Source organism: Streptomyces sp. NPDC045846, assembly GCF_056431605.1.
On the sequence record NZ_JBWKKJ010000002.1, the window covers coordinates 293,308 to 319,470 of the forward strand.

Here is a 26,163-nt window from a genome sequence, read left to right on the forward strand (position 1 = left end):
CTGGAGCCCCGGGCTGGCAAGGGTGTCGTCCGGGACGGGTCCCGGGCCGATGACCTTGCCGGGGACAAGGATAGGGCTCCTGTCACCTCGTCCCGGTTGCTTCACCTGCGTGGCACGATGTGGAGGTTCGGTGAAGCGAACCGATAATCGCAGGCAGGTGCGAATCATGCAGCGCTTTTGACGCTCGCGGCGCAGGGTGTTGTGCACTCGTTATGCCTGCGTCCCACTCGTCCCATCTGTCCCTTGTGTCCGTTCGGCCCGTCTCGGCTGCGTACGGACGCGCGCGGAAGTGGCCATACGCTTCAAAAAGCCGCCAAAGTTGGGCATTCTTCGCATGTGGTGACCTTGGACGTACGGCCTCAGCTCATCGACGCACTCTCCGCCCTGCGCGACAGTGTCGCCGCCGTGCGTCTCCCGCTGCCCCTGCCGGGGGCGCCCCGCGCCCGGCAGACGCGCAGCGAGCTGCTCGCACAGCTCGACGACTATCTGCTGCCCCGGCTGCGAGATCCCGAAGCGCCGCTGCTCGCCGTCATCGGCGGCTCCACCGGCGCGGGGAAGTCCACGCTCGTCAACTCCCTTGTGGGGCGCAGGGTCAGCGAGGCGGGGGTGCTGCGCCCCACCACCCGTACGCCCGTGCTCGTGTGCCACCCCGACGACAAGGAGTGGTTCGCCGGGGTGCGGGTGCTGCCCGAACTCACCCGCGTCTGGCTGCCGCAGCAGCACGAGGACGCCGAGGGCGACGAGCTGCCCGGCGGGGGCGACGAGGGATCGGTACGCGTCGAGACCGCCACCACGCTGCCGCGCGGGCTCGCGCTCCTGGACGCGCCGGACATCGACTCACTGGTCGTCAGCAACCGCATCCTGGCGGCCGAACTCATCTGCGCCGCCGACGTGTGGGTCATGGTCACCACCGCCTCCCGGTACGCCGACGCGGTGCCGTGGCACCTGCTGCGTACGGCGAAGGAGTACGACGCCACCCTCGTCACGGTGCTCGACCGGGTGCCGCACCAGGTGCTCGCCGAAGTGTCGCGGCAGTACGGGGCGTTGCTCACCAAGGCCGGGCTCGGGGACGTGCCGCGGTTCACCGTGCCCGAACTGCCCGAGTCCGCCGGGGCCTCGCACGGACTGCTGCCCTCCACCGCGGTGGCCGCGCTGCGGGCCTGGCTCACCCACCGCAGCCAGGACCCGGCCGCCCGGCAGCAGGCCGTGGCCCGTACCGCGTCGGGCGCCATCGAATCGCTCAACGCCCGGATGCCGGAGCTCGCTTCGGCCGTCGCCGCCCAGTACGCCGCCGCCGTCCGCCTCACCGGCGCCGTCGAGGACGCGTACGCCAAGGAGGGCGCCCGGGTGCGGCGGCGGCTGCGGGCCGGTGAGGTGCTCGCCGGGGACGCGCTCACCCGCTGGCGCGCCCACCCCGGCGGGGCCACCTCCGCCGAACTCCTCGACGCGCTCGTGGACAGCCTCGCCGAACTGCTGCGGTGCGCGGCCGCCGCCGCCGACGAGCGGGTCAGGGAGGCGTGGGCGCGCGAGCCGGCGGCGGGGCGGTTCGCCGGCGAGGTGCGCCACGAGGACCCGGAGGACCGGATCGGCCTCGCGGTGCGGCGCTGGCGCCGGGTGCTCGAAGAGCTGGCCGAGGAGGAGGTGCGGGAGATGGAACGCTCCCTCGCGCCCGACCCCGAGACCGTGGCGGCGCTGCTCGCCGCCGCGCTGCTCGGGGGGCGGCGGGCCCGCCGGGCGGGCGAGCGGCTCGCCGAGCGCATCGGAGCCCACGGCGCGCTGCGGCTGCGGGACAAGGGCGGCGAGCTCGTCGCCACCTACATCGACCAGGTGCTCGGCGCCGAACGCGAGCGCCGGCTCGCTCCGTTGGACGCGCTGGAGGTGACGCCCGAGCCGCAGGCCGGGCTGATCGCCGCGCTGTCCGTAGTGCAGAAGGAGAGGAAAGCGGCATGACGCAGGAGGCCGACGACCGCTGGGACGACGGGCTGATCGCGCGGCGCGCCGCCGAGCCCGGCGAGATGACCGCCGTCCTTGAGGAGGGCGAGGAGAGCGAGGAGGACGTCGCGTTCGAGCCCATCGGCGGGCCGTACGTCGGCGCGGTGCGCGGGCGCCTGGACGCGCTGCGCGAACTGGTCGGGCTCTCCCGCACCCGGCTCGAGACCCAGGCGCTCGCCGAGGCCGGGCGGGTGCTCGACGAGGCGTCCGCGCGCCAGCGCCTGTCCGCGCGGCACACCGTCGTCGCCGTCGCGGGCGCCACCGGAAGCGGCAAGTCCACCCTGTTCAACTCCCTTGCCGGGAGCCAGATCTCGGACACCGGGCTGCGCCGCCCGACCACCGGGGCGCCCATCGCGTGCAGCTGGACCGACGGCGCCGCCGGGCTGCTCGACCGGCTCTGCATCCCGGGGAGGCTGCGCCGTCGGCCGCTCGACGGCGGGGGCGGCGACCTGGAGGGCCTCGTCCTCGTCGACCTGCCCGACCTGGACTCGGCGGTCGTCTCGCACCGCCACGCGGCCGACCGGGTGCTCGCCCTGGTGGACGCGATCGTGTGGGTCGTGGACCCCGAGAAGTACGCCGACGCCGTGCTCCACGAGCGCTATCTGCGGCCCCTGGCCGGGCACGCCGAGGTCAGCTTCGTGGTGCTCAACCAGGTGGACCGGCTGCCCGGCGAGGCCGCCGACCAGGTGCTCGACGACCTGCGCCGACTGCTCGACGAGGACGGCATGGCGCTCGGCGAACACGGCGAGCCCGGCGCCTCGGTGCTCGCCGTGTCCGCGCTGACCGGCCAGGGCGTGGCAGAACTGCGCGAGCAGCTCGGAAAGTTCGTGCGGGAACGCGGGGCGGCCGCGCGCCGGCTCGGCGCCGACGTGGACGCGGCCGCCGCCGAACTGCGCCCGCTGTATGTGGCGGACGGTCGGCCCGGGCTCGGCGAGCGGGCCCGTCAGGACTTCGCGGACCGGCTCGCCGCGGCGGTCGGGGCCGCGGCCGCGGGCGAGGCCGCCGAACGCGAGTGGCAGCGCAACGCCCAGCGCGCGTGCGGCACTCCGTGGCTGCGGCTGTGGCGCTGGTACGACCGGATCCGCGTCCCGGCCCTGCAACGGCCGCGCTCCGACACGCCGGTCGAGGAGCAGGTCACCGCCCGCCAGCGAGTGGAGCAGGCGGTCCGCACGGTCGCCGACGAGGCCGCGGCGGGGCTGCCCGCACCCTGGGCGCAGGCGGTGCGCGAGGCCGCGGTGCGCGGCGCCGAGGGGCTGCCCGAGGCGCTGGACGAACTCGCGGTACGGGAGGAGCTGGAGCGCGGTGCCTCGCCGCGGCCCCCGTGGTGGCCGGCGGCCGTGCTGGCCCAGATGGTGATGACGGGCATTCAGATCGTGGGCGGGCTCTGGCTGCTCGGCCAGATCGTCGGAGTGCTGCGGCCGGGGCTCATCGTCCCGGCGCTCGTGATGCTGGGCGGCGTGGTCGGCGGGCCCCTCATCGAGTGGGCCTGCGCGGTCGCGGCCCGCGGCCCCGGCCGACGCTACGGCCAGGAGGCCGAACGCAGGCTCCGGGAGGCCGCGGCTGCCTGCGGCCGGGCCAAGGTCCTGGATCCGGTGGCCGCGGAGCTGCTGCGCTACCGCGAGGTGCGCGAGCAGTACGCGGCGGTGGTGGGGGCCGGGGCGGGGCGGTAGGCACGGGGGCTCGCCGCGCGGCCCCGGGGCGGGGTGCCTCGTCCGGGTGAGCGGGTTTTCCACAGGGGGGCGGTGGTCCACAGGCCCCGGCACGGGCTCCCCGTCCGGTCCAGCATGGAGATCGACAGCGCAAGGGTTCGATCGAGTGCCGGGCCGGGCGGGGCTTTTCCTCGTCCGCCCCGCGTTCCGCGCCGATCGGGTCCCACGGGTTCTACGCGGTACGGGGGTTGAGGGCAGTGAACGAGACGATGGTGACGCTGGTCGGGAATGTGGCCACGCAGGTGGAGTGGCGGGAATCGGCGACGGGCGGGGCGGCCAGGTTCCGGCTCGCGGTGACCGCCCGCCGATTCGACCGGGAGAAGCAGTCCTGGGTCGACGGGGCCACCAGTTTCTACACGGTGTGGGCGGCGCGGGCGCTCGGGATGAATCTGACAGGCTCGGTCGCCATCGGCGAACCGTTGGTGGTGCACGGCCGGTTGAAGGTGCGCGACGAGGAGCGGGGCGACGGGCCGCGCTGGTTCTCGGCGGACGTGGACGCGGTGGCGATCGGGCACGACATGTCGCGCGGGACCACGGCGTTCCGGCGGGTGTTCAAGGGCGAGGCCGGGCCGGTCGAACGGGCGGCCGTCCAGGGGGCGGAGGGCGGTCCGGCGCCGGGGCGCGAGGCGGCCTCGCCGGGCGCGGGTCGGCCGGTTTCGGCCAAGGAAGTGCCAGCAGTGGTATGGGAATCGGCCAAGGTCACGACGTAGGCGGCCGCGCCGACAGGCCTGCGAGCGCCCGCACTTGAGGAATGCCTTGAGGAATGGAGGAGGGGGAGCCGAGAGATGGTTGAGCACGCAAGGTGTCCCGAAACTCCCCTTCTGTTCCGGGGATTTGTCGATAAGGCCAGGTGGCACACGTGTTTTGGGATAACGATTTCGAATCGGAATGGTTATCTGATGTCATCGCTGCGGATCGTCGACTTCCGTATCCCTAGGATTCCCGCGTACTCACGGGGCACTTGAGTCTGCCGGCGAGGCACTTCCCCCACGCGCACCTCTCGTGCACGCGCACCACATGCGAAAGAGCCTCGCCCGAAGGGGAATTCTGTGTTTTCAGCCGTTCACGGGCGTAGCGCCCGCAAGCGGGGTGCTCTGCGCCTCGCCACCGCCACAGCCGTCACGGGACTCGTCGCGGCCGGTGCGATAGCCGGCGCGGGTGCGGCCGTCGCGGACACGCCTGACCAGCAGGGCCAGGGCGGCGCGACCGCCACCATCCAGGGCCTGGAGCCCGGTTCGTTCGCCGGCGCCGTCATCACCGGCGACAACGGCCGCACGGAGAAGGTCGAAGCCGGCCTGTTCCGGATGAACGTCGACGGCGGCGGCACGCTGCGCACGTACTGCATCGACATCCACAACCCGACGCAGCGCGAGGCGCAGTACCGCGAGACGCCGTGGAGCGGCACCTCGCTGGCCAACAACAAGGACGCCGGGAAGATCCGCTGGATCCTCGAGCACTCCTACCCGCAGAAGAACGACCTCGGCCAGCTGGCCACGGACGCGGGTGTCTCCGGCAAGCTCACCAACGGTGAGGCCGCCGCGGCGACCCAGGTCGCGATCTGGCGCTACTCGGACCACGTCAAGGTCGACGCGGTCGACAAGGACGCCCAGACCCTGGCGGACTGGCTGTTCAAGAACGCCGAGGCCAAGGCGGAGCCCGCGGCCTCGCTGACGCTGGACAACGCCTCGGTGGCGGGCAAGGCCGGCCAGAAGCTCGGCCCGGTCACGGTGCACACCAACGCCGGCAAGGTGACGGTCACCCCGTCCGCGGAGCTCACCTCCGCCGGGGTCAAGATCGTCGACAAGGCGGGGAAGGCCGTAACCTCCGCCGCCAACAACAGCCAGCTCTTCTTCGACGTGCCCGCGGGCGCGCAGCCGGGCGCCGGCTCGGTGCGCCTGTCGGCCACCACCCAGGTGCCGGTCGGCCGCGCGTTCGCCAGCGACTCCAAGAGCCAGACGCAGATCCTGGCCGGCTCCAGCGACTCGACGGTCAACGCCGAGGCCAAGGCGGTCTGGGCCAAGCAGGGCGCCATCCCGGCCGTGACGGTCAAGAAGGACTGCGCCAAGGGCGGCGTGGACATCACCGTCACCAACAAGGGCGACGAGGCCTTCCCGGTGGCCGTGGGCGGCAAGACCCTCGCGTCGGTCAAGCCGGGTGAGTCGAAGACCGTGCTGTTCCCGGTCGCCGAGGACCAGAAGTACGACTTCACCATCGCGGGCCAGCACTTCTCCGGCGTCCTGGACTGCAAGACCGCCGGCAGCGGTACGCCTGCTCCGTCCTCGGCGCCCAGCCCGGCCTCGGCCGGTGGCAGCTCCACCGGGACCACCGGTGGCACCAACCTGGCCGAGACCGGCAGCTCCAGCGCCACCCCGATGATCGCCGGTGCGGCGGTCGTCCTGGTGCTGCTCGGCGGCGGCGCGGTGTTCTTCCTCCGCAAGAAGAAGACCGCCGGTCAGTAAGCGAACAAGCGGTGAGCTCAGAGTGAGCGCCCGGTGACGGGCAGCGGCCCCGGTACGCATCGCGTACCGGGGCCGTTTCCGTCCGGGGGTGGACCACTGGCAAGATGGGGTGTATCTGCCCACCCATCGATCTGCCGGACGGTTTCTCTTGGCTGAGTTCATCTACACCATGCGCAAGACGCGCAAGGCGCACGGCGACAAGGTGATCCTTGATGACGTCACCCTGAACTTCCTTCCCGGCGCGAAGATCGGTGTGGTCGGCCCGAACGGTGCCGGTAAGTCCACCGTTCTCAAGATCATGGCTGGGCTCGAGCAGCCCTCCAACGGTGACGCCTTCCTGTCGCCCGGGTACAGCGTCGGCATCCTCATGCAGGAGCCCCAGCTCGACGAGTCCAAGACCGTCCTGGAGAACGTGCAGGACGGCGCGGCCGAGCTCATGGGCAAGCTGAAGCGCTTCAACGAGGTCGCCGAGCTCATGGCGACCGACTACTCGGACGCGCTCATGGAGGAGATGGGCAAGCTCCAGGAGGACCTGGACCACGCCAACGCCTGGGACCTCGACGCCCAGCTGGAGCAGGCCATGGACGCCCTGGGCTGCCCGCCCGGCGACTGGCCGGTCACCAACCTCTCCGGTGGCGAGAAGCGCCGCGTGGCGCTCTGCAAGCTCCTCATCGAGGCCCCGGACCTGCTCCTCCTCGACGAGCCCACCAACCACCTCGACGCCGAGTCGGTGAACTGGCTGGAGCAGCACCTCTCGAAGTACGCGGGCGCCGTGGTGGCCGTCACCCACGACCGGTACTTCCTGAACAACGTCGCCGAGTGGATCCTGGAGCTCGACCGCGGCCGCGCCCTGCCGTACGAGGGCAACTACTCCACGTACCTGGACAAGAAGGCCGCGCGCCTGAAGGTCGAGGGCCGCAAGGACGAGAAGCGCGCCAAGCGCCTCAAGGAAGAGCTGGAGTGGGTGCGGTCGAACGCCAAGGGGCGCCAGACCAAGTCCAAGGCCCGTCTCGCCCGTTACGAGGAGATGGCGGCCGAGGCCGACAAGATGCGGAAGCTGGACTTCGAGGAGATCCAGATCCCGCCGGGCCCGCGTCTGGGCTCCATCGTCGTCGAGGTCAACAACCTCTCGAAGGCCTTCGGCGACAAGGTCCTCATCGACGACCTCAGCTTCACCCTGCCGCGCAACGGCATCGTGGGCGTCATCGGCCCCAACGGCGCCGGCAAGACCACGCTCTTCAAGATGATCCAGGGCCTGGAGACGCCGGACAACGGCTCGATCAAGGTCGGCGAGACCGTCAAGATCTCGTACGTCGACCAGAGCCGCGCCAACATCGACCCCAAGAAGACGCTGTGGGCCGTCGTCTCCGACGAGCTCGACTACATCAACGTCGGCCAGGTCGAGATGCCGTCCCGCGCCTACGTCAGCGCCTTCGGCTTCAAGGGCCCGGACCAGCAGAAGCCCGCGGGCGTGCTGTCCGGTGGTGAGCGCAACCGCCTCAACCTGGCGCTCACGCTCAAGGAGGGCGGCAACCTGCTGCTCCTCGACGAGCCCACCAACGACCTCGACGTCGAGACGCTCTCCTCGCTGGAGAACGCGCTCCTGGAGTTCCCCGGTGCCGCCGTCGTGATCTCCCACGACCGCTGGTTCCTGGACCGGGTGGCCACGCACATCCTCGCCTACGAGGGCGAGTCCAAGTGGTACTGGTTCGAGGGCAACTTCGAGTCGTACGAGAAGAACAAGGTCGAGCGCCTGGGTGCGGACGCGGCCCGCCCGCACCGCGCCACGTACAAGAAGCTCACCCGGGGCTGATCGTCGGTGAGCCGTCACATCTACCGCTGCCCGCTGCGCTGGTCGGACATGGATGCCTTCGGGCACGTCAACAACGCGGTCTTCGTCCGGTACCTGGAGGAAGCCCGCATCGACTTCATGTTCCGGCTGGCGCCGGGCGACGGGTCGCCGTCGTTCCAGGGCGGGTCCGTCGTGGCCCGGCACGAGATCGACTACAAGCGGCCCCTGGTGCACCGGCACGAGCCGGTCATCATCGAGTCGTGGGTGACGAAGATCGGCGCGGCGTCCCTGACCATCGGCTACGAGATCAAGGAGCCGGGCGAGGGCGGCCAGGTGTACGTCGCGGCGTCCACCGTCGTCGTGCCCTACGACCTGGCGGCGGGCCGGCCGCGGCGGATCACTCCTGAGGAGAAGGCCTTCCTGCGGGAGTACCTCGACGACGGCTCGCTGGCCGACGGGCAGGAGCGGGCCGCGGCATGAGCGCCGTGCTGCGGTTCGACGACGCCCGGGAGGCGGCGGATCTCGCCGCCTTCCTCGGCCGCCTGATCCACTACGACCGGGCCGCCGCGGTCCGCCTCCAGGCGGGCGGCGGCGCGCTGGCCGTCTTCGGGCGGCCGCCCTCCTTCGAGGTGCTCGCGATCCGCACGGCCCGGCTCGCGGACGACACCGTCACGCTCGACGTGACCGTCTCGGCGGGTGAACTCCTCGAATCCCTCGACGAGTTGGCCGCCACGACGAACGTTCCCCAGGCCGTCACCGGGCCGCCGTGGGCCGGGGTGCTGCCGCCGCGCGGCGGCTGGCAGCCGGTCGAGGGCCTGCCCGCGGCCGAGCGGATGCGGGGCGCGGTCGCGGCCGCCGTCGCCGAGTTCCGCTCGCGGGACGAGGCGCTGCCCGAGGAGCTGCGTACGCGCGCCGAGCGGGAGCGGATCGGGCGCGAGATCTGGTCCCGCACGCTCGGCTCGACGGAGCTTCCGCTGCGTGCCGTGCACGCGGCCCAGTCGCTCGGCTTCCTGCGGCCCGTGCGCGCGCTCGCCTCGGCGGGCGCGCCGTCCGTGCCCGAGCCGGTGTCGCTGTTCGCCTCCGGCCCGTGGCTGCGGCTGCGCACGCCGTACGGGTCCGTCGCGGTCCGCAGGGCCGGGACGGGTGGGCTGAGCGTCACGCCGGCCTGAGCGGTTTGCCCGGGCGGGCGGGTTCGTTCCGGCGTCACGGGTGCCCCCGCATTGGGCTGCGGGCCGTTCGGGGCTGGTTGCGCAGTTCCCCGCGCCCCTTTGGCGGGGTTGCTTGGCTCCGGGGCCTCTTGGCGCCCCCCTGCTCGCTTTCGGCTGCGGGCCGTTCGGGGCTGGTCGCGCAGTTCCTCGCGCCCCTTGGCGGGGTTGTTCGGGCCGGGGTCAACTGGTGCCCTCCTTGACCGACTTCGGCTGCGGGCCGTGGGGGCTGGTTGCGCAGTTCCCCGCGCCCCTTCGCGGGTTGCTCTGCCCGGGGCCAACTTGCGTTCTCCGAAGCCGACTTCGGCTGGGGGCGGCCGGGTTGCTTGGGTGGGCTTCGGGGTTACTGTTCGTCGGGCCAGATCTGGATGTGGTCCGGTTCCAGTTCCAGGGCCACCCTGTGCTCCATGTTCAGGGCTCGGGTGTACTCGGCGGGGAGTTGCAGGCGCCCGGCCCGGTCGAGCATCGCGTACTCCCGGGCCACCAGGGACTCCTCGCCGGTCGCCGCGTCCACGTGCGTGCGGCGCAGGACCTCCGTCGAGGTGCGGCCGTCGCGGATGGCCACCGTGCGGCGGACCTCGCTCGCCACGGCCTGGTCGTGGGTGACGATCACGATGGTCGTGCCCAGCTCCTCGTTGGCGGTGCGGAACGCCTGGAAGATCTGCTCGCCCGTCGCCGAGTCCAGCTCGCCGGTCGGTTCGTCGGCGAGCAGCACGGACGGGCTGTTGGCCAGCGCCACCGCGATCGCCACGCGCTGCTGCTCGCCGCCCGACATCTGGTGCGGGCGCCGGTCGCGGCAGTGCGCGACCTCCAGCATCGTCAGGAGCGCGTCGGCCCGCTCGGCCTTGCGGCGCTTGGACTGCCCGCCCTTGAGCTGCATCGGCAGGGCCACGTTCTGGACCGCCGTCAGATACGGCAGCAGATTGCGGGCGGTCTGCTGCCAGACGAAGCCCACCACGTCGCGGCGGTAGCCGAGCCGGGCCCGGGAATCCATCGCGAGCAGGTCGCGGCCCGCCACCCGGGCGGCTCCGGCCGTCGGCACGTCCAGGCCCGCCAGGATGTTCATCAGCGTCGACTTGCCGCTGCCCGACGCCCCGACCAGGGCCATCAACTCGCCCTCGGTGACCAGGAGATCGAGCCCCTGGAGGGCCTGCACCTCCACGCCGTCCGTCGTGAAGACCCTGACGAGCCGGTCGCAGGCGATCAGCGCGTCGTGGCCGTAGGCGGGGCGGTCGCGGTGGGCGGTCGCCCGGCGCTCCAGGTCTTCGAGCGATGTGGTCATCGAGCGTCTCCTGCCCTGAGTTCGGTAATGGATCCGCGGCGCCCGCTCCACCAGGCCTGCGCCGTCGCCACGCCGGTCGCGAGCAGCACCACGCACCCGGCGGGCAGCAGCAGCGACACCGGGTCGGCGCGCAGTTCGGAGCTGACCGGGGCCAGGCCGCTGGTGGTGGCGAGCGCCAGGCCCGCGAGGTCGATGCCCGGGGCGAGCAGCACGATCGACGCCCAGCCGGTGAGCGCGCCGCCCACCGCCGCGAGCAGCGCCGACGGCAGCGCCTCCAGGATCAGCAGGGTGCGGCCCTGGCGGCGGGTGAGGCCCATGGTGCGCAGCCGGGCGAGCAGCGCGGAGCGTTCGGGGGCGCCGCGCAGGAGCGAGAGGAACAGCGCGAGCGCGGCCAGGCCCGCACCCGCCGCCACGGCCGCGCCGTAGATGCGTCCGGCGCCGGTCTGCAAGGGGGAGTCGGCGAACTCCTGCCGCGCCTCGGAGCGCAGCCGCACGGTCGCGTGGCCGCTCTCGGCGCTCCGGCGCAGCGCCTTCGCGTCGACGGAGGCACCGCCGACGAGCAGCGCGGTCGGGTCCTTGGCGCCGAGGCCCGCGGTGTCCACCAGGATGAAGTCGCTCTGCGGCACGGCCGCCGAGCGCTCTCGGGCGGCGACCACCCTGATCGTCAGGTCGTAGCCCGCCACGCGCAGCTTCACCGGCTGCTTGCCGAGGCGTTCGGCCACCGAGGGGGAGGCCACGGCGGGCAGGACCGCCCGGCCCGGCGCTCCGGCCGGTGCCTTGAGGCGGCCTGCCGGGAGGCTGAGCGTCGTTCCGGCGGTCAGGTCGGCGTACGAGGCGGGGTCCACGCCCGCGACCACGGTCGTGTCGGCGTCCGGCAGCCGGACCGCGTACTCGATGCGGACCGGTGAGACCCCCCGCACCCCGGGGAGCCCGGCCACCCGGCCCGGCAGGTCCTTGGGCAGGGGCAGGTCGCTGTCGACGCGGGCGTCGGTGCCGGTCGCGTACAGCGCGGCCCGGTCGCGCGCGTCGTCGGAGCCCGCGAGGACGGAGCCGCCGAACGCGGCCGTGGTCAGCGCGGTGAGCAGGGCGAGCAGCGGCAGCGCGCCGCCGCCCGAGGCGCGTCCGGCGCGGGCCAGCGACAGGAAACCCACCGTGCTGCGCAGCCGGGCGGCCGGGCGGGCGGCCCAGCGCAGCGGCAGCGGGTACAGCCGGACCAGGACCAGCGCCGCGATCACCCCGACGAGCACCGGGGCCGCGCTGATCAGCGAGTCGGCGGAGCCGCCCGTGGTGCCGCGGCGGCGCAGCGCGAACACCGCGCCCACCGCGAGCACGAGCAGCGTCAGCTCGGCCACCGTGCGCCGCGCGGAGGGCTTCTCCCGTACCAGGTCGGTGCGTTCGGCGGCGGAGCGGACCGTGCGGTGGGTCAGCGCCGCGCGCACCGGCAGGGCGAGGCAGCCGAGCGCCGCGACCGCGCCCGCCGCCGCGAGCGCGGGGCCGAGCCGGCCGTGCGGGACCGCGAGCACGGCGAGCAGCAGGCCGAGGGCCGCGGCCGGGACCACGACGACCGCGCTCTCCGCGCACAGCCGGCCCGCGATCTGGAGCAGCGAGCCGCCGCGGGCGCGCAGCAGGGCGAGTTCGGCGGTGCGGCGGGCCGCCGCGAGGCCGCCCGCCATGAGGAGCACCACGGCCGCCACGGTCGCGGTGCCGAAGCCCGCGACCGCGACCACCGGGGAGATCGAGTCGCGCACCGTCGCGTAGGACAGGAACACCTTGTCCAGCTCGGTGTAGGCGCTGGTCGTGACGGAGAAGGAGGTACGGATCTTCGTGAGCGCGGGGCCGTTCTGCACGGCCGCGACGGCCGACTTCAGGCCGTCGAACTGACGGGCATTCAGGGTGCTTGATTCGGGGGAGAGTTGGGCGTACATCTGCGGTTTGCCGGGCGTCGCGAGCAGGGCCGGGGCGGCGTCGGGGGCGAGCAGCAGACCGCCGTGCCAGTACTTCGGGCGCTCGGGGTCGGTTCCCGGCACCTGGAGCAGCTGCGGGGTGCGCAGGACCGGCAGGACCGACCAGTAGCCCGCCCGCGGGAGCAGCGGCTCGACGATGCCGGTCACCGTGAGGGCCAGTCGCGGGCGGCCGAGGCCGTCCACGTGCAGCACCGAGCCGGTGGTGATGTTCAGGGTCCTGGCGGTGGCCGCGGTGACGGCGGCCTCGGCCCCGGCCGACTTCTGGTCGGCGCGCTGGGCGGGCAGCCGGCCGGACACCAGGCGGACGTGGGAGGCCAGGCCGGAGGGGGTGGCCAGGGTGAACCGCGGCGGCACCTTCTCGGGCCGCGGCAGGAACGGCTCGTCGGACTCCAGCTGCTGGGTGGTGCGCAGCCCGTACGCCGACTGGGACAGGTCCGCCCTCAGCGGGGCGGGCACGTCCTTGACGACCGAGTCGAAGCGGACCTTCATCGCCGCGGGCGAGACCAGCGCGGCCCGCTGCTCGTCGCCCAGGTCGAGCCCCGGCGCGCCCGCGCTGAACTGGAGCGCGGTGCGCCCGGGCGTGGCCGCGGCCACGGCGCGGCGCAGTCCGTCGTCCTCGTACGTGTCGATCCCGCGCGGGTAGGCCGCGGCCAGCCACGCGGTCAGCAGGATCAGGAGGGCGAGCGCGCCCGCGGCGCCCGGCGCGGTCCGCAGCCGGGTGCGCACCCAGGGCGCAACAGCCTTGCCGGACATGTCAGTTGCCCCCTTGGTGCCGCAGCGTGACGGCCGGATCGGTGCGGCGCAGCGCGATCGCCGCGACGATGAGCAGCGGCACCGCGGCGACCCCGGCGAGCAGCAGCGCCACCCGCCCGGCCGGCAGCTCCACCAGGACGGCCGGGACCGGCTGCGCGGCCTGGTCGGTCAGCACGATCAGCGGCACCACCGCCCGGGTGAGCACCTCGCCGAGGCCGAGTCCGGCGAGCAGCGCGATCCCGATCAGGACGCCCTGTTCGGCCGCGATCAGGCGGGCGAGCTGGCGGCGCGGGGTGCCGAGCGCGCGCAGCACCCCGAACTCCTGGCCGCGTTCGCGCAGCGACCCGGCCGCGCTCACCGAGAAGCCCACCGCCGCGAGCGCCGCCGCCACGATCGACACGGCCGCGAGCGCGGACTGCGGTCCCGCGCCCAGCGGATCGTCGCCGAGCTGCTGGGCGATCTCGGCGCGGGACACGATCTGCGCGGGGTCGGTGTCGGGGCGGGCCTTCAGCGCCGCCATGGCGTCGGCGGAGCGGCCCGGCGCGGTGGTCAGCCACCACTCGGTGGCGGCCAGACCGCCCGCGGGGGTCTCCTGGAGCACCCGGTTGACGGCGCGCAGATCGAGCAGCAGGGCGCCGCCGTCGATGTCCTTCGCGGTCGCGGCGGTCCCGCCCGGGCCGACCGCCGAGCTGCCCGTGGTGGGCAGTTGCTTCAGCCGGTCGATGATCTTCACCTTGACGCTCTGGCCCCCGAGCGGCACCTCGATGACCTGGCCGACCTTGCTGCCGCTGGACGCGAGGAAGCGGTCGTCGGCGATGGCGGCGGGCATCGGGGGAGCGGTGTGCGCCCCGGTGAGCCGCACGGTGCGGGTGGGGGCGTCGTCCAGCCACTCGGCGGGCGCCGCCACTCCCGTCTCGTACGCCACGGACAGCGCCCTGCCCCGGGCCGCCGGGGTCAGGCTCTGCCCGGTCTCGGAGCGGCCGTTGCGGGCCGAGGCGGTCCACCGGTCGGCGGCGGGTACGGCGACGGCGCTCTCCTTGCCGTCCTGACCGGCCGCGTGCACCCCCTCCAGGGCGAGCCGCTGCTGTTCGCCGGTCGTGGTGGGCGTCGGGAACCGCAGGTCGAGCCCGGTCAGGAGCAGCGGCCCGGCCGAGTGGCCGGTGGGCGCGCCCGCGGCGGCGGCCAGATCGACGGCGAGCGGGTGGCTCCGCCCGTCCGCGGGCAGCCTGCCGAGCCCGATCCGGAACTGCATGCCGAAGCGGTCCTCCAGGGTCGCCGTCACCTCGCCGGTCAGCCCGCTGGGCGAGGCGCCGCCGGGGGAGGCGTCACTGCCGAGCCGCAGATCGAGGCGGATCCGCTCGGTGCCCTTGGGCAGTACGGCACCGGCCGGGGCGTCCTGCTTCGGGGTGAGCGCGGCGAGCACCTGCCCGCCCGAGCGGCCCGCGAGGTCCTCGCGCAGCAGGAAGCCGTCCGCGTGCGCGGTGTCCAGGGCGAGCAGGGTGCCCGAGCGCCCGGCGCTCATCGACATCGAGCCGCGGGCGGCGGGGGCGACCGTGCGGACCCCGGGGACGGCGTCGTACGAACCGGCCTGGCCGAAGGGGCTGACGGTGGAGCCGAGCACCCGGATGTCGGTGCCCGCGCGGAAGTCGGCCTGGTCGCTCTGCGAACGGTTCCAGGTCGCCGACTGGCCGAGGGTGAGCAGGCCCATCGCGACCGCGAGGACCAGGAGCAGCACCGGTCCCGCGCCGCGCAGCGGGCGGCGGCTGAACTGCCAGCCCGCCAGCGCGGCCGGCAGCCCCCGCCCGCCGGCCGCCCGTCGCTCGGCGAGCCGGGCGGCGGGCGGCATCAGCCGCAGCACCAGGACGGTCCCGGCGAGCAGGGCGAGCGCGGGGGCCGCCACGAGCAGCGGGTCGATGCCGAGCCCGCCCGAGGCGTCGGCACTGATCGCGCCGGACCCCGAGGTCTGCCGGTCCAGCTGCCAGTAGGCCACCCCGGCGATCACCAGGAGCCCGATGTCGGCGCCCGCCCGGACCGGCGCGGGCAGCGCTCCGGCGCGGCCGCCGCGGCGCGGCGAGCCCGCCGGGAGCGCGGGCGCCACCACCGCGAGCGCGCAGCCGAGCGCCACCAGCGCGGCGACCAGCCACACGGTGGCGGTGGTGGAGGTGTCCAGGTGCAGCCCGGCCCGGGAGAGCGCGCCCTGCCCGGCGATCAGACGGGTCAGCGGGCCCGCGAGCAGCGGGGCGACCAGCGCGGCCGGCCCCGCGAGCAGCAGCGCCTCGGCGGCCGCGAGCCAGGTGATCTGGCGCCGCGATCCGCCCCGGGCGCGCAGGAGTTCGGTCTCGCCGGACCGCTCGCTGCTCAGCAGCCGGGCGACCAGGAGCAGCGCGTACCCGGCGAGCAGCACCAGCTGGAGCGCCACGATCAGCAGGGTCGAACGGGACACGAGCAGGGAGCGGTCGGCCCGGTCGAGGATCTCGGGCAGCGAGGTGACCGCGGTCGCGTTGCCGCCGAACACGGGCTGTTTCACCAGGGACTTGGGGCCGTCGGTGGCGGCCGAGCGGAGGCCGCCGATCCGGTCGACGTCGACGGTGGAGAAGTCGGCGGAGGCCAGCCAGGCGCTCCGGCCCGCGCTGACCCGGCCGCCCGCGAGCACCGACGGGTCGGCGAGCAGCGGGCCGTAGGTGGTGAAGTCGAGCTTGCGCACGCCCCGGCCGCCGAGGTCGTCGAGGCGCCAGTACGCGTCGGAGACGTCAACGGCCCGGTAGACACCGGTGATCCGGACGGAGACGGCCGGGCCGTCGAGCCGGTCGGCGAGCGCGAGCGTGGCTCCCGGGCGCAGGCCAAGCCGTCCGGCTGCGGACTCGGGCAGGGCGACCTGGATCTCGGAGCCGGAGGCCGCCGCGGGCCAGCCGCCCGCGGTGAGGCGGACGCGCGAGCGGTCCATCGCGGCGAACAGGGTGAGGTCGGGGTCGCCGCCCCGGGCGTCCGCCGGTTGCAGGGAGCGCGGCAGGGCGTACGACCCGGACTGCGTCAACTCCCTTGTGGTGACCGGGAGTCCGTCGAACACCCCACCGGCTCCGGCGCGTACGGCGGCCGCCGCGGCCTGCCGGTGGTCCGGCTTGACGTCGGCCTTGACGACGAGGGCCGCGGGCGCGGCGGAGCGGGTGGCCAGCAGGTGGCGCAGGGCCGCGTCCGAGACCGATCCGGAGAACGCGGCGAGCGAGGCGAGGACCGAGGTCGTGAGCAGGACGGCGAGCAGGGCCGCGGCGAGCAGCAGTCGGTGTGCGCGAACGCGCAGAAAGACGAACCCCGGCACACGGCCCCCCTCGGCTTTTTCTGGCCATCCCCCTGAAATGTGTCCAGATGTTTTCAGAGGGCCGGGACCATGGAAACCGCTTGCCAACCGTTCTTGCCCGATCGTGATCGGAATGCGACCACGGACGACCGGATTCCGGTCGGGAGGGCAGACTTCGGGGTTCCTTCGGGCAGCCGGGGGTGTCCCGGGAGGCTCAGCCCTCGGAGTTGACCATCGAGGCGGCCGCGTACGTCAGGTAGTTCCAGAGCGTCTGCTCGTGCTCGGGGGACAGGCCGAGTCCGTCGACGGCGGTGCGCATGTGGCGCAGCCAGGCGTCGTGCGCGGCGCGGTCGACCGTGAACGGCGCGTGCCGCATCCGTAGCCGCGGGTGCCCCCGGCCGTCGCTGTAGGTGCGCGGGCCGCCCCAGTACTGCATCAGGAACAGGGCGAGCCGCTCTTCGGCCGGGCCCAGGTCCTCCTCCGGGTACATCGGCCGCAGCAGCGGGTCCTCGGCCACGCCCTCGTAGAAGAGGTGGACGAGCCGCCGGAAGGTCTGCTCGCCGCCGACCTGCTCGTAGAAGGTCTGCTCCTGCAGCGTGCCGCGCGGAATCTCGGTCACGTTGAACACCCTCGCAATGTCATTCGGGCCTGCCCCAGGGCGCCGCCGGGGGTCCAGGGGCCGTCCCCCGGGAAAGCGGCACGCTTCCATGGTCTCAGACCCGGTGGCCGAGGACCGGGGGCGTAGGACCACTCGCCTCCCGGCCCCCGGCGCAGCACAGTGGACGTATGAGCGCGGAGGTGGCACTGAGGCGGGCCCTGGTGCGCGGGATCGCGGCCGGCGGGGCGCTCGCCGACCCGGCCTGGCGGGCCGCGTTCGAGGACGTGCCGCGCCACCTCTTCGTGCCGTACTACTACGAGGCCGGGCCCGGCGGGCCGGTCCGGCTCTGGGGCGAGGACCCCGACCCGGACCGCCGCGAGCGCTGGCTGACCGGGGTCTACGCGGACGCCCCGCTGGCCACCCGGATGCACGACGGCGACCTCGTCTCCTCCAGCAGCCAGCCCTCGCTGATGGCGGGCATGCTGGAGGCCCTGGAGATCCGGGACGGCGACCGGGTCCTGGAGATCGGGGCGGGCACGGGATACAACGCGGCGCTGCTGTGCCACCGGCTCGGCGAAACCAACGTGACCACCGTCGACCTCGACCCCGAGATCACCGACTCCGCCCGGGCGCACCTGGCCGCGGCCGGGTACCACCCCGCGGTGATCACCGGGGACGGCGCGCGCGGCGCTCCCGCCCGGGCCCCCTTCGACAAGATCGTGGCGACCTGCACGGTCGCCTCGGTGCCGCTCGACTGGCCCGCCCAGTGCCGCACCGGCGCGCTGATCCTGGCCCCGCTGGCCACCGGCCTCATCCTGCTGCGGGTGACCGGCCCGGACCACGCCGAGGGACGCTTCCTGCACACCCCGGCCTACTTCGTGCCGCTGCGCGGAACGGGCTCGGGCGACCGGCCCGCCCCGTACGCGGGCGGGCTGCCGCGCGAGGCCGTGTCGAACGAGTTGTTCCGCTTCCTGCTCGAACTGACCGCGGGGAGCCTCGACCCGTACGAGGCGTACGCGCTGTGGCGGCGCGAGCGGCGGCCGAGGCGGGAGCGGTTCGGGGTGACGGTGGACGCCGGTGCCCAGTGGGCGTGGCTGGACGATCCGCAGGGGCCCCACGCCTGGCCCCTGCGGACGTGGCCGGTCAGCCCCGGCGCACCGTGATCGTCGTCCAGGCACCCACGTGCACCCGGTCGCCGTCCTGGAGCGGCACCGGCACGTACGGCTGGATCGGCTCGCTGGCGCCGTTGACCGTGGTGCCGTTCGTCGAGTTCTGGTCGACGACCGCCCAGGTGCCGTCCGGCTGCTGCACGAGGACCGCGTGCTGGTGCGAGACGCCCGGGTCCTCCGGCGGCACCGACAGGTCGATGTCGGGCGCCTCGCCGGTGGAGTGGCGGCGGCGGCCGATGGTGATCTGGTTGCCGGACAGCGGGCGCTGCTGCTCGGGCGAGTAGGCGGGCAGATTGAGCCCGGCTGCCTCGGGGCCGCTGCGCTGCATCATCGCCAGGAAGTAGTCCCGGTCCGGCCCGATCGTGATGGACCAGGCGGCGGGCGCGGGCGGCGGCACCGCCTGTGGCCAGTCGTCGCCCCGGTCCGGAGCGGGCTGCGGCCAGTCGTCACCGCGGTCGGGCGTGGGCTGCGGCCAGTCGTCGTCGCCGCGGGCGGGGCCGGACTGGCGGCCCGTGCCCTGGGGCTGGGAGGGCGGCGGCAGCATCCAGTCGTCGTCGGCCTGCGGCTGCTGGACCTGCGGCGGCGCCGGCGGTGCCGCCTGCTGCGGGAACGCGGGCGGCGGCGGGGGCGGCCCGCCCTGCGCGCCGTTGAAGGCCGGCGGAGGCGGCTGCTGCTGGAACGGGTTCGGCGGCAGTTGCCGCGCGGAGCGCTCCGAGGGCTCGGCGGCCAGCGGCTCGGCGGGCCGGTTCACCTGCGAGGGCCGCGAGCTCTGGTACTCGTACGGGTCGCGCGGCGCGGGCGGCGGGCCCTGCTGGAAGGCGGGCGGCAGATTCAGGCCGGGACCGGGACCGGCACCGGGACCCGGACCGGGGCCCTGCTTCGGGCCGGGGCCCTGCGGGGGCATCGGCTGCTGCGGGGCCAGCGGGGTGTACGAGGTGGCCGTGTTCGTGAGGAAGTTCCAGCGGCACTCCTCGCAGAAGGGCGCACCGGGCTCGCGCGGGGTGCGGCACTGCGGGCAGAGCTCGGCCTGGGCGGTGGCGTTCGGATCCCCGGGGCCCGGGAAGCCGTACGCGGGCGGAGGCGGGGGAGGCGGCGGCACGGCACCCATGCGATGGCCGCAGATCTCGCACCAGTCGTCGGAACCCGACTGGTGTCCGTTCGGGCAGGTCGGCATGGAGTCGCTTCCCCCTCTCGTCGTCCGGCCCGATGGGCCGCGGCATTTCGGTGGTTCTGTACGTGTTGCTGCTTGCTGGTACTCGGTGATGCGCGGTGGTACTCGGCGCGTGTCGGGCGTGGCCGCGTGGTGCTCGAATGCGGCCGGTCCTTGTGCGCTTCCTGCTACTTCTTGACGCGAACGGTCTTGGTCGAGCGCGTTTCGAGGGTCATCTCGTCCGCTTCCGCGACCTTCGCCTTCAGTCGCACAGTACCCGTCGCCTCGTCGACGACGTCCACCACCTTCGCGAGCAGTTTCGCAGTATCGGCGTTCCCCGAGGCCGCGGCCAACTGCACCGCCCGGCCCAGCTTCGCGGTCGCGCCGTCGACATCGCCCGACTTGCGCGCATCGAGGCCCTGTTGGATGACTTGTGCCAGTTCGGCCTGGCCCGTGTAGTGCGCGACCTGGGGGTTGATGGAGGTGGAGGCTGCCATGTCGTCGGTCCACACCGCGCGCACCAGACCCTGCGACAGCACCTGGGGCGCGCCGCCCTCGCGGTCGGGCACGATCAGCGAGACGCGGGCGGCGAGCATCTCCTGGCCCACGCCGGCCTCGGGCACCTGCACGCACACGTGGTAGTCGCGGGACTCGTCGCCCCAGGAGCCGGTCGGATAGTCCCCGGCGCGCGGCCCCGCCTCGGTGCGCCGTCCCGTCAACTCCTCGACGGTGGGCGCGACTTGCTTGACGAACTTGATCTCCACGCCCACCGGGGTCCACAGGCGCAGGGCCACGTCCGCGACCTCCTTGCCCATCGCGTTCTCCATCATCTGCGTGAAGTCCGCGGCCAGGTTGGCCGGATCGGCGACGATGTCGGCGGTGCCGAGCAGGGCGGAGGCGATCGAGGTGACCTCCTTGACCTCCCAGTCGGTCCCCACGCCCCGGGCGTCGCAGGTGAACCGCCCCGCGCAGGCCGTCAGGGCGGAGCGCAGGTCCTCCGGGCTCTCGTGCTCGTTGCGCCCGTCGGTCAGCAGGATGCCGTGCCGGATAGGCGCGTCGGCGGCGGCGAGCAGCCGGTCGGCGAGCCGCAGCCAGGTGCCGATCGCGGTGCCGCCGCCCGCGCTCAGCTTGCGCAGCGCCTCCTTCGCCTGGGCGCGGGTCCCGCTGTCGGCGGTGGCCAGGCGGCCCTTGCCCGGGTAGACCTCACGGGCGATGTGCGTGCCGGCGACGACCGCGAAGGCGACCCCGTCGCGCAGGGTGTCGATGGCGGCGGCCGTGGCGTCGCGGGCGTTGCGCATCTTGGTCGGCGGGTAGTCCATCGAACCCGAGCAGTCCACCATGATCACCACGGCGGCGGCCGGCGGCTGCCCGGGTATGCGGCCCGGCGAGGCCGTGGCCGCCGAGAAGGGGGCGCCGCCCAGGGTGCCGCCGCCGGTGGAGGCCACGGTGACGATCGCGTTGACCTCGCGCCCGCCCTCCGGAAGGAACTCGTTCTGGTACACCTCGACGGAGAACTGCGGCACGTTCGACTTGGAGAAGTTGGCCATCGGACAAGGCTCCTTGAGGCTCCATGGACCTGAAGTGAAAGAAGTGAACCAAGTGGCGCAATAGGGGCGGAGGCCTAGTGGTAGGCGGATCCTGCCCCTTGCTGCTCCACCGCGAACGGGAGCACCGCCACTGTTACGTTGTCGTGGCCGCCGCCGTCGAGGGCGTGGCCGACGAGCACCTGGGCGCTGTGCAGAGGCCGCTCGGCGGCGTCCGCCGGGATGACGCGGGCCATCTCCTCGGCGGCCTCTGCGTAGTTCCACAGTCCGTCCGTGCAGACCACCACCACGCCGGAGCGGTCCGGCTTGAACGAGGCGGTGTGCGGGTCCAGTTCGTACGCGTCGGCCCCCAGCCACCCCGTGATGGCGTGCGCCCGCTCGTCGGCGTAGGCGTCGGCCTCGCTCATCAGCCGGGCCGCCACCATCTGCGCGGCCCAGGAGTCGTCCTCGGTCAGCCGCGCCGGAGCGGTCCCGCGGTCGTCGGGCACCCAGTACGCACGGCTGTCGCCGACCCAGCCCACCACCAGGAGGCCGCCCGCCGAGACGGCCCCCACCAGGGTGCAGGCCGGGGCGTTCTGGTGCCGGTGCGGATCGTGCGGCGGGGCCTGGCCGGGCTCGGTGGCCAGGGAGTTGACGGCCTCGGCGGCCGCGAGGATCGCGTCGTGCATGGCCTGCTGGGGGTGCGTGCCCTGGGGCAGCGCCGCGAGCAGCGACTCGTTGGCGGCGGTGGCCGCGGCCGCGGAGGCCTCGTCGGGGCGGGTCGCCGACGACACCCCGTCGCAGACGATCGCCACCACGGCGGGCGAGCCGTCGGGCAGCGCGGTCGAGGACACCGCGAAGGAGTCCTCGTTGCGGTGGTGGCGAAGCCCGCGGTCGCTCACCGCGGAGACCGCTTCGAGCTCCTCCTCCATGTGGTCGCGCTCGCGCGGCTGGGCGTGCCCGCAGTTCTCGCAGTAGCCGTCGTCGTCGACCCGCCCGGCCCGGCACGCCACGCACACCTTGGCGCCGGGGAGCGGGGGCCGTGCGACATGGGTGGCGGGGTCGGGCTCGGCGGCACGGGGGTCGGGCGCCGGGATCAGGTACTCCTCCGCGTCGGCCCCCTCGTCCGCTTGCCCGTCCGCCCCCGCGGGGCCGGGGAGTTGGGGCCCGCGGTCGGCGGCGGGGGAGGCCAGCTCGACCGTCGGATGGTCGAGCGGCGGCTCGGGCACGGCCGACAGGTCGTACCCGCAGGCACCGCAGAAACGGTCCCCCGTCTCCAGCGGCTCTTCGCAGCCGGGGCAGGCGGCGAGCTGATGCGTCTGCGACATCGTCACACCCAGGTCCGGGGGCGGAATCGGTTGGCCCGTTCCACCAGGTCGATCCTTTCCTCGCCACGCTGTGCGAGCCGGGCGAGCACCCGGTACGAACGTTCCAGACCGAAGCGCAGGCCCCGCTCGTCGACTTCGCTGCCGAGCAGTGCGGTCTTCGCCTGCCCGCCGGTGCCCCTCGACAGTACCCAGTCCAGGGCGGTGCCCAGGACCTCGGTCGCCAGCTGTTCACGGCGTACCGCGTCGAGACCGAACGCGTCGAGCGCCTCGACCTGGGCCGCGGCCGCCGTCAGGTCCGCGATCGACAGGTCCTGCGGGGCCCGGCTGCGCAACCGCGCCCGGACCGCCGCGACCCGGGCCGCCGTGTAGTGGATGGAGGCCTCGGGCACCGACTCCAGGGTCCGTACGGCGCTGGTGCGGTCCCCGGCGGCGAGCTGCACCCGGGCCAGCCCGAACGCGGCGCTCACGTAGCTCGGATCGGTCGTCCACACCAGGCGGTAGTACTCCGCGGCGTTGTCGAGCTGGCCGAGCACCTCCGCGCACACGCCGAGCGCCAGCTTGGGGGCGGGCTCGCCGGGGAAGGCGTCGTAGATCGCGTCGAAGGACAGCGCCGCGTTCTCGTTGTCGCCCGCCGCGAGCGAGGCCAGGCCCCGGTACCAGACCACCCGCCAGTCGTCCGGATGGTCGGCCTCCAGCGCGTCCAGCGCCTTGGCCGCGGACACCTGCTCGTTCATGTCGAGCCGGGCCCGCAGCTCGCGCAGTCTGCGCTCGATGGAGTCGGCCGGGGCCGAGTGCAGCGCGGTGATCAGCTCGGCGGGCGCCGCCGCCATCAGGCCCGCCAGGAAGCCCGCGTTGGGGTCGCCCGGGTCCACGTGCGGCACGGGCAGCGCGAGGGCGGTGCCCCGCGGGTCGAGCGGTGCGAGCGGTGGCGCGCCGTAGGGGGCGCCGCCGGTGGTGCCCTCGGCGCGCGGCACCGGGATGGCGCCCTGCGTCGCCGGGTGCGGCGGGTTCCCGGTGCTCGGCGCGAGCGCGGGCACGGGCGGCGCGCCCACCGGAAGGGCGGCCGGGGCCGGGGCGGCCGCGAGCGCCTTGCGGGCCCGTCTGCCGACCGGCGCCACCCGCGCCCCGAGCCGCGAGACGTCCCCGCTCAGCTCGGCGAACAACTTCGTGTCCGTGACGCGCAGTTCGGTGCCGAACAGCGTCGAAAGGGCGGGCCGTGGCCGGCCCGTCTGGAGCGCCACGACCTCGCGCAGCACCCCCGTCAGCTGCTCCGCCATCTCCTGCGCGGAGGCGAACCGGCGCGCCGGATCCGGGTCGGTGGCCCGCACCAGGAACCGGTAGAACGACTCGTACTTGCGGAACACCTCGATTTTGTCGGGGTCCGGCAGGCTGTCCACGTAGACGTTCGTGTAGCCCTGGAAGTCGAAGGTGAGGACGGCCAGGGTGCGCGCCACCGTGTACAGGTCGGAGGCGACCGAGGGGCCGAGCTCGGCGACCTCGGGCGCCTGGTAGCCGACCGTGCCGTAGATCGCCGACTCGTCGTCGTCCATGCGGCGCACCGCGCCCATGTCGATCAGCTTCAGCTGGTCCTCGGTCTGGATCGCGTTGTCCACCTTGAAGTCGCAGTACAGCAGGTTGCGGCTGTGCAGATGACCGAGCGCCTCCAGCGCCTCGATGCCGTACGCGCAGGCCTGCTCGACGGGCAGCGGGTCGCGCTTGCCCGCCGTCGTGCGGCGCTCGTTGGCTATCTCCTTCAGCGACTTGCCGCCGACGTACTCCATGACGATGTAGCCGTCGAGCGAACCGGTCCGCTGGTCCAGGTGCTCCACGAAGTTGTAGATCCGCACGATGTTGGAGTGCTCGATCTCGGCGAGGAAGCGCCGCTCCGAGATCGCCGCCGCCATCGCGTCCTGGTCGCCGGTGTCCAGCAGGCCCTTGAGGACCACCCAGCGGTCGGAGACCGCGCGGTCGACGGCGAGGTAGACCCAGCCCAGGCCGCCGTGGGCCAGGCAGCCCACCACCTCGTACTGGCCGTGCACGATGTCGCCCGCGTGCAGCTTGGGCACGAAGGAGTACGGGTGGCCGCACTTGGTGCAGAAGCCCTCGGTACGCCCGGGCCGGTCGCCGCGCGAACGGCCCACCTGCGCCCCGCAGTCCGAACGCGAGCAGAACCGCTTCCGCTCGGGGACCTCGGGTCGCTCCATCACCGCCGAGCGCGGATCGGGGCGCGGCACCCCGGGCACCAACACCAGACCCGCGCCCAGCCGGCTGCGCGCCGACGAACCGGCCGACGAGCCCGAGCTGCGCACCGAGACCGAACGCGAGGTGGAGGCGCCGCTCAGCGACGACAGCCGCCCGGAGACCGAGCGCCGCGAGGTCGAGGACCGCGAGGAGCGCGACGAACCGCGCGAGGACGAGCGCGAGGACTGCGACGCGGAGCGGTGGCCGCCGCCGGTGATCCCGGTCGGCGGCGAGGACACCATCCCCGTCGGCGAGACGACGGGCGCGAGCCCGCACGTGTCGCAGTACAGCTCGCCGCCGCCCATGTCCTCGTACGAACCCGCGCAACCGGGGCGCTGGCACTGGGTGTTCTCGCTCACGATTCCCCCCTCTGGTCGACGGGCCCGGGATGTCTCGGGACCAGGACGTCCGCCGCCGCCCGCTGGTAGCGGAGCACGGCCTCCTCGGCGACGCGCAGGTCGCAGGGCGCCGACCACAGCATCCGGCGGGCCGCGTCGTACCGCTCGATCAGGAGCGGGTCCTCGGCCATGCCGTGCCGGGCGACCTTCGCCTTGTACGCGTCGAGCCGGCCGCGCAGCTCCGCGCGGACCGCGAGCGGCGCGGTGACCGCCGTCAACGACTCGCGGGCGCGCAGCAGTTCGTCCTCCGCCTCCCGCTCAAGGGATTCGAGCAGCGGCGAGAGCCGGTGCCACTGCGCGTGCCTGCGGTACTCGGCGGCGGTGGCCAGCTGCTCCTGGAGCGCGATCGAGGGGCCGCTCACGGCGGGCACCTCGCTCGCGGCGATCTTCGCGAGGACCTCGCCGCGCGCGGAGCGGGCCTCGGCCAGCGTGCGGTCGGCGCGCGACAGCACGTCACGCAGCCGCACGAGCCGCTGCTCGGCATCCTGACGGACCGTCAGCACCGCGTCGATCTCGCGGCGCACGTCCTCCAGGGCGCGGGCCGCCCGGTCGTAGCGCGCGGTGTCGGGGCGGCCGCCGCCCGGCGCCGAGCTGCCCGGCGCGGGCACCCAGAACGCGAGCGGGTCGGACACCACCTGGGCGCGCAGCTCGGTCAGCTCGGCCGTGATCGACTCCAGGTCGTCGCCCGAGGGATGCTCGCCGGGGCGCACGCCCACCGAGTGCGCGAGCTGCCGGGTGCGGTGCAGCTCGGCGGCCAGGAGGTCTATCCGGGCGGGCAGCGCCGACCACACCGCGTCGGCCGCCACCACCACGTCGAGCGCGTGCGCGTACAGCTCGTTCATCCGGTTCACCAGCTCGCCCAGGGTGAACCGCTCGGTCAGCCTGGCCGGGCCGCCCAGCGTCGGGGCGGCGTGCAGCGCGGCGCCCGAGAGCGTCACGGACTCGCCGCGCAGCCGGTCGGTCAGCTCCACCAGGTCGTCCCGCCCGGGCCAGCGCCGCCTGGCGCGCAGCTCGCGCGCGGACTCCAGGGCCGCCGCGTACGCGTCGAAGTACGCCCAGAGCAGCGAGATCGACTGCTCGGTGGCCGCCCAGCGCTCCTTGGTGACGCCGGTCAGGCCCGCGCCTTCGAGGAGCCGGCGCCCGGCATGGTCCTGGAGGGCGAGCAGCGAGGTCTCGACGGCCTCGTGCTCGGCGCCGAGGCGTGCCAGGGCACGGTCCACCTCGTCCCGGTCCATGACCGGCCCGACCGGCTCAGGGGGCCTTCCGGTGGAGCTGGGGGAGGGTCCCGCGCCCATCGATCACCTC

General features: G+C 74.1%; 17 protein-coding genes. 8 read left to right on the forward strand and 9 right to left on the reverse strand.

Annotated features, from left to right (window positions below; all coding sequences use genetic code 11):
• Window positions 1-345 precede the first annotated feature (345 nt).
• The 7 genes from AC07F3_RS06340 (at window position 346) to AC07F3_RS06370 (ending at window position 9,121) form a co-directional block, all read left to right on the forward strand.
• The gene (locus tag AC07F3_RS06340) at window positions 346-1,950 is read left to right on the forward strand and encodes a dynamin family protein (protein WP_479111893.1); all 1,605 of its coding nucleotides are present in this window, start codon (window positions 346-348) and stop codon (window positions 1,948-1,950) included.
• Window positions 1,947-3,662, forward strand: a complete 1,716-nt coding sequence (locus AC07F3_RS06345) for a GTPase (protein ID WP_479111030.1) — start codon at window positions 1,947-1,949, stop codon at window positions 3,660-3,662. The genes AC07F3_RS06340 and AC07F3_RS06345 overlap by 4 nt, the downstream gene beginning before the upstream one ends.
• A 236-nt stretch (window positions 3,663-3,898) precedes the next feature.
• A complete protein-coding gene (locus AC07F3_RS06350; protein ID WP_479111032.1) occupies window positions 3,899-4,411 on the forward strand; it encodes a single-stranded DNA-binding protein in 513 nt (170 codons plus the stop codon).
• Window positions 4,412-4,750: 339 nt separating this feature from the next.
• The gene (locus AC07F3_RS06355) at window positions 4,751-6,160 is read left to right on the forward strand and encodes a Cys-Gln thioester bond-forming surface protein (protein ID WP_479111034.1); all 1,410 of its coding nucleotides are present in this window, start codon (window positions 4,751-4,753) and stop codon (window positions 6,158-6,160) included.
• Window positions 6,161-6,308: 148 nt separating this feature from the next.
• On the forward strand, window positions 6,309-7,973 hold the full coding sequence (ettA, locus tag AC07F3_RS06360) for an energy-dependent translational throttle protein EttA (RefSeq protein WP_479111036.1): 1,665 nt from the start codon (window positions 6,309-6,311) through the stop codon (window positions 7,971-7,973).
• Between the two features lie 6 nt (window positions 7,974-7,979).
• Window positions 7,980-8,432 (forward strand): acyl-CoA thioesterase, encoded by a 453-nt coding sequence (locus tag AC07F3_RS06365; RefSeq protein WP_479111038.1) that lies wholly within the window; start codon window positions 7,980-7,982, stop codon window positions 8,430-8,432.
• Window positions 8,429-9,121, forward strand: a complete 693-nt coding sequence (locus AC07F3_RS06370) for a DUF8185 domain-containing protein (RefSeq protein WP_479111040.1) — start codon at window positions 8,429-8,431, stop codon at window positions 9,119-9,121. The genes AC07F3_RS06365 and AC07F3_RS06370 overlap by 4 nt, the downstream gene beginning before the upstream one ends.
• 379 nt (window positions 9,122-9,500) lie before the next feature.
• Here the strand turns inward: AC07F3_RS06370 and AC07F3_RS06375 are convergent, their stop codons facing one another.
• From AC07F3_RS06375 to AC07F3_RS06390, 4 genes are all read right to left on the reverse strand, one after another.
• Window positions 9,501-10,439, reverse strand: coding sequence for an ABC transporter ATP-binding protein (locus AC07F3_RS06375; RefSeq protein WP_479111042.1), 939 nt, complete (start codon window positions 10,437-10,439; stop codon window positions 9,501-9,503).
• Complete coding sequence (locus tag AC07F3_RS06380; protein ID WP_479111044.1) at window positions 10,436-13,156, reverse strand: ABC transporter permease; 2,721 nt, start codon at window positions 13,154-13,156, stop codon at window positions 10,436-10,438. The genes AC07F3_RS06375 and AC07F3_RS06380 overlap by 4 nt, the downstream gene beginning before the upstream one ends.
• A gap of 1 nt (window position 13,157) precedes the next feature.
• Window positions 13,158-16,472, reverse strand: coding sequence for an ABC transporter permease (locus AC07F3_RS06385; protein ID WP_479111046.1), 3,315 nt, complete (start codon window positions 16,470-16,472; stop codon window positions 13,158-13,160).
• A 193-nt stretch (window positions 16,473-16,665) separates the two neighbouring features.
• Window positions 16,666-17,070, reverse strand: a complete 405-nt coding sequence (locus AC07F3_RS06390; protein ID WP_114036921.1) for a globin — start codon at window positions 17,068-17,070, stop codon at window positions 16,666-16,668.
• A 167-nt stretch (window positions 17,071-17,237) separates the two neighbouring features.
• On the opposite strand from AC07F3_RS06390, the gene AC07F3_RS06395 reads away from it, so the two are divergent.
• Window positions 17,238-18,212, forward strand: a complete 975-nt coding sequence (locus AC07F3_RS06395) for a methyltransferase domain-containing protein (protein WP_479111048.1) — start codon at window positions 17,238-17,240, stop codon at window positions 18,210-18,212.
• Here the strand turns inward: AC07F3_RS06395 and AC07F3_RS06400 are convergent.
• From AC07F3_RS06400 to AC07F3_RS06420, 5 genes are all read right to left on the reverse strand, one after another.
• On the reverse strand, window positions 18,193-19,392 hold the full coding sequence (locus AC07F3_RS06400; RefSeq protein WP_479111050.1) for an FHA domain-containing protein: 1,200 nt from the start codon (window positions 19,390-19,392) through the stop codon (window positions 18,193-18,195). The genes AC07F3_RS06395 and AC07F3_RS06400 overlap by 20 nt on opposite strands.
• A gap of 164 nt (window positions 19,393-19,556) precedes the next feature.
• A complete protein-coding gene (locus tag AC07F3_RS06405; protein ID WP_479111052.1) occupies window positions 19,557-20,915 on the reverse strand; it encodes a vWA domain-containing protein in 1,359 nt (452 codons plus the stop codon).
• Window positions 20,916-20,989: 74 nt separating this feature from the next.
• The gene (locus AC07F3_RS06410; RefSeq protein WP_479111054.1) at window positions 20,990-22,219 is read right to left on the reverse strand and encodes a protein phosphatase 2C domain-containing protein; all 1,230 of its coding nucleotides are present in this window, start codon (window positions 22,217-22,219) and stop codon (window positions 20,990-20,992) included.
• A 2-nt stretch (window positions 22,220-22,221) separates the two neighbouring features.
• Complete coding sequence (locus AC07F3_RS06415) at window positions 22,222-24,765, reverse strand: serine/threonine-protein kinase (RefSeq protein WP_479111895.1); 2,544 nt, start codon at window positions 24,763-24,765, stop codon at window positions 22,222-22,224.
• Window positions 24,766-24,815: 50 nt separating this feature from the next.
• Window positions 24,816-26,153, reverse strand: a complete 1,338-nt coding sequence (locus AC07F3_RS06420; RefSeq protein ID WP_479111056.1) for a coiled-coil domain-containing protein — start codon at window positions 26,151-26,153, stop codon at window positions 24,816-24,818.
• Window positions 26,154-26,163: the final 10 nt, after the last annotated feature.

Bases quoted from the DNA above. Each gene is read 5' to 3' on its own strand.
- AC07F3_RS06375 (WP_479111042.1), bottom strand. From the start codon at position 10,439: ATGACCACATCGCTCGAAGACCTGGAGCGCCGGGCGACCGCCCACCGC.
- AC07F3_RS06345 (WP_479111030.1), top strand. From the start codon at position 1,947: ATGACGCAGGAGGCCGACGACCGCTGGGACGACGGGCTGATCGCGCGG.
- AC07F3_RS06370 (WP_479111040.1), top strand. From the start codon at position 8,429: ATGAGCGCCGTGCTGCGGTTCGACGACGCCCGGGAGGCGGCGGATCTC.
- AC07F3_RS06395 (WP_479111048.1), top strand. From the start codon at position 17,238: ATGAGCGCGGAGGTGGCACTGAGGCGGGCCCTGGTGCGCGGGATCGCG.
- AC07F3_RS06405 (WP_479111052.1), bottom strand. From the start codon at position 20,915: ATGGCCAACTTCTCCAAGTCGAACGTGCCGCAGTTCTCCGTCGAGGTG.
- AC07F3_RS06410 (WP_479111054.1), bottom strand. From the start codon at position 22,219: ATGTCGCAGACGCATCAGCTCGCCGCCTGCCCCGGCTGCGAAGAGCCG.
- AC07F3_RS06415 (WP_479111895.1), bottom strand. From the start codon at position 24,765: ATGGGCGGCGGCGAGCTGTACTGCGACACGTGCGGGCTCGCGCCCGTC.
- AC07F3_RS06400 (WP_479111050.1), bottom strand. From the start codon at position 19,392: ATGCCGACCTGCCCGAACGGACACCAGTCGGGTTCCGACGACTGGTGC.
- AC07F3_RS06420 (WP_479111056.1), bottom strand. From the start codon at position 26,153: ATGGGCGCGGGACCCTCCCCCAGCTCCACCGGAAGGCCCCCTGAGCCG.
- AC07F3_RS06380 (WP_479111044.1), bottom strand. From the start codon at position 13,156: ATGTCCGGCAAGGCTGTTGCGCCCTGGGTGCGCACCCGGCTGCGGACC.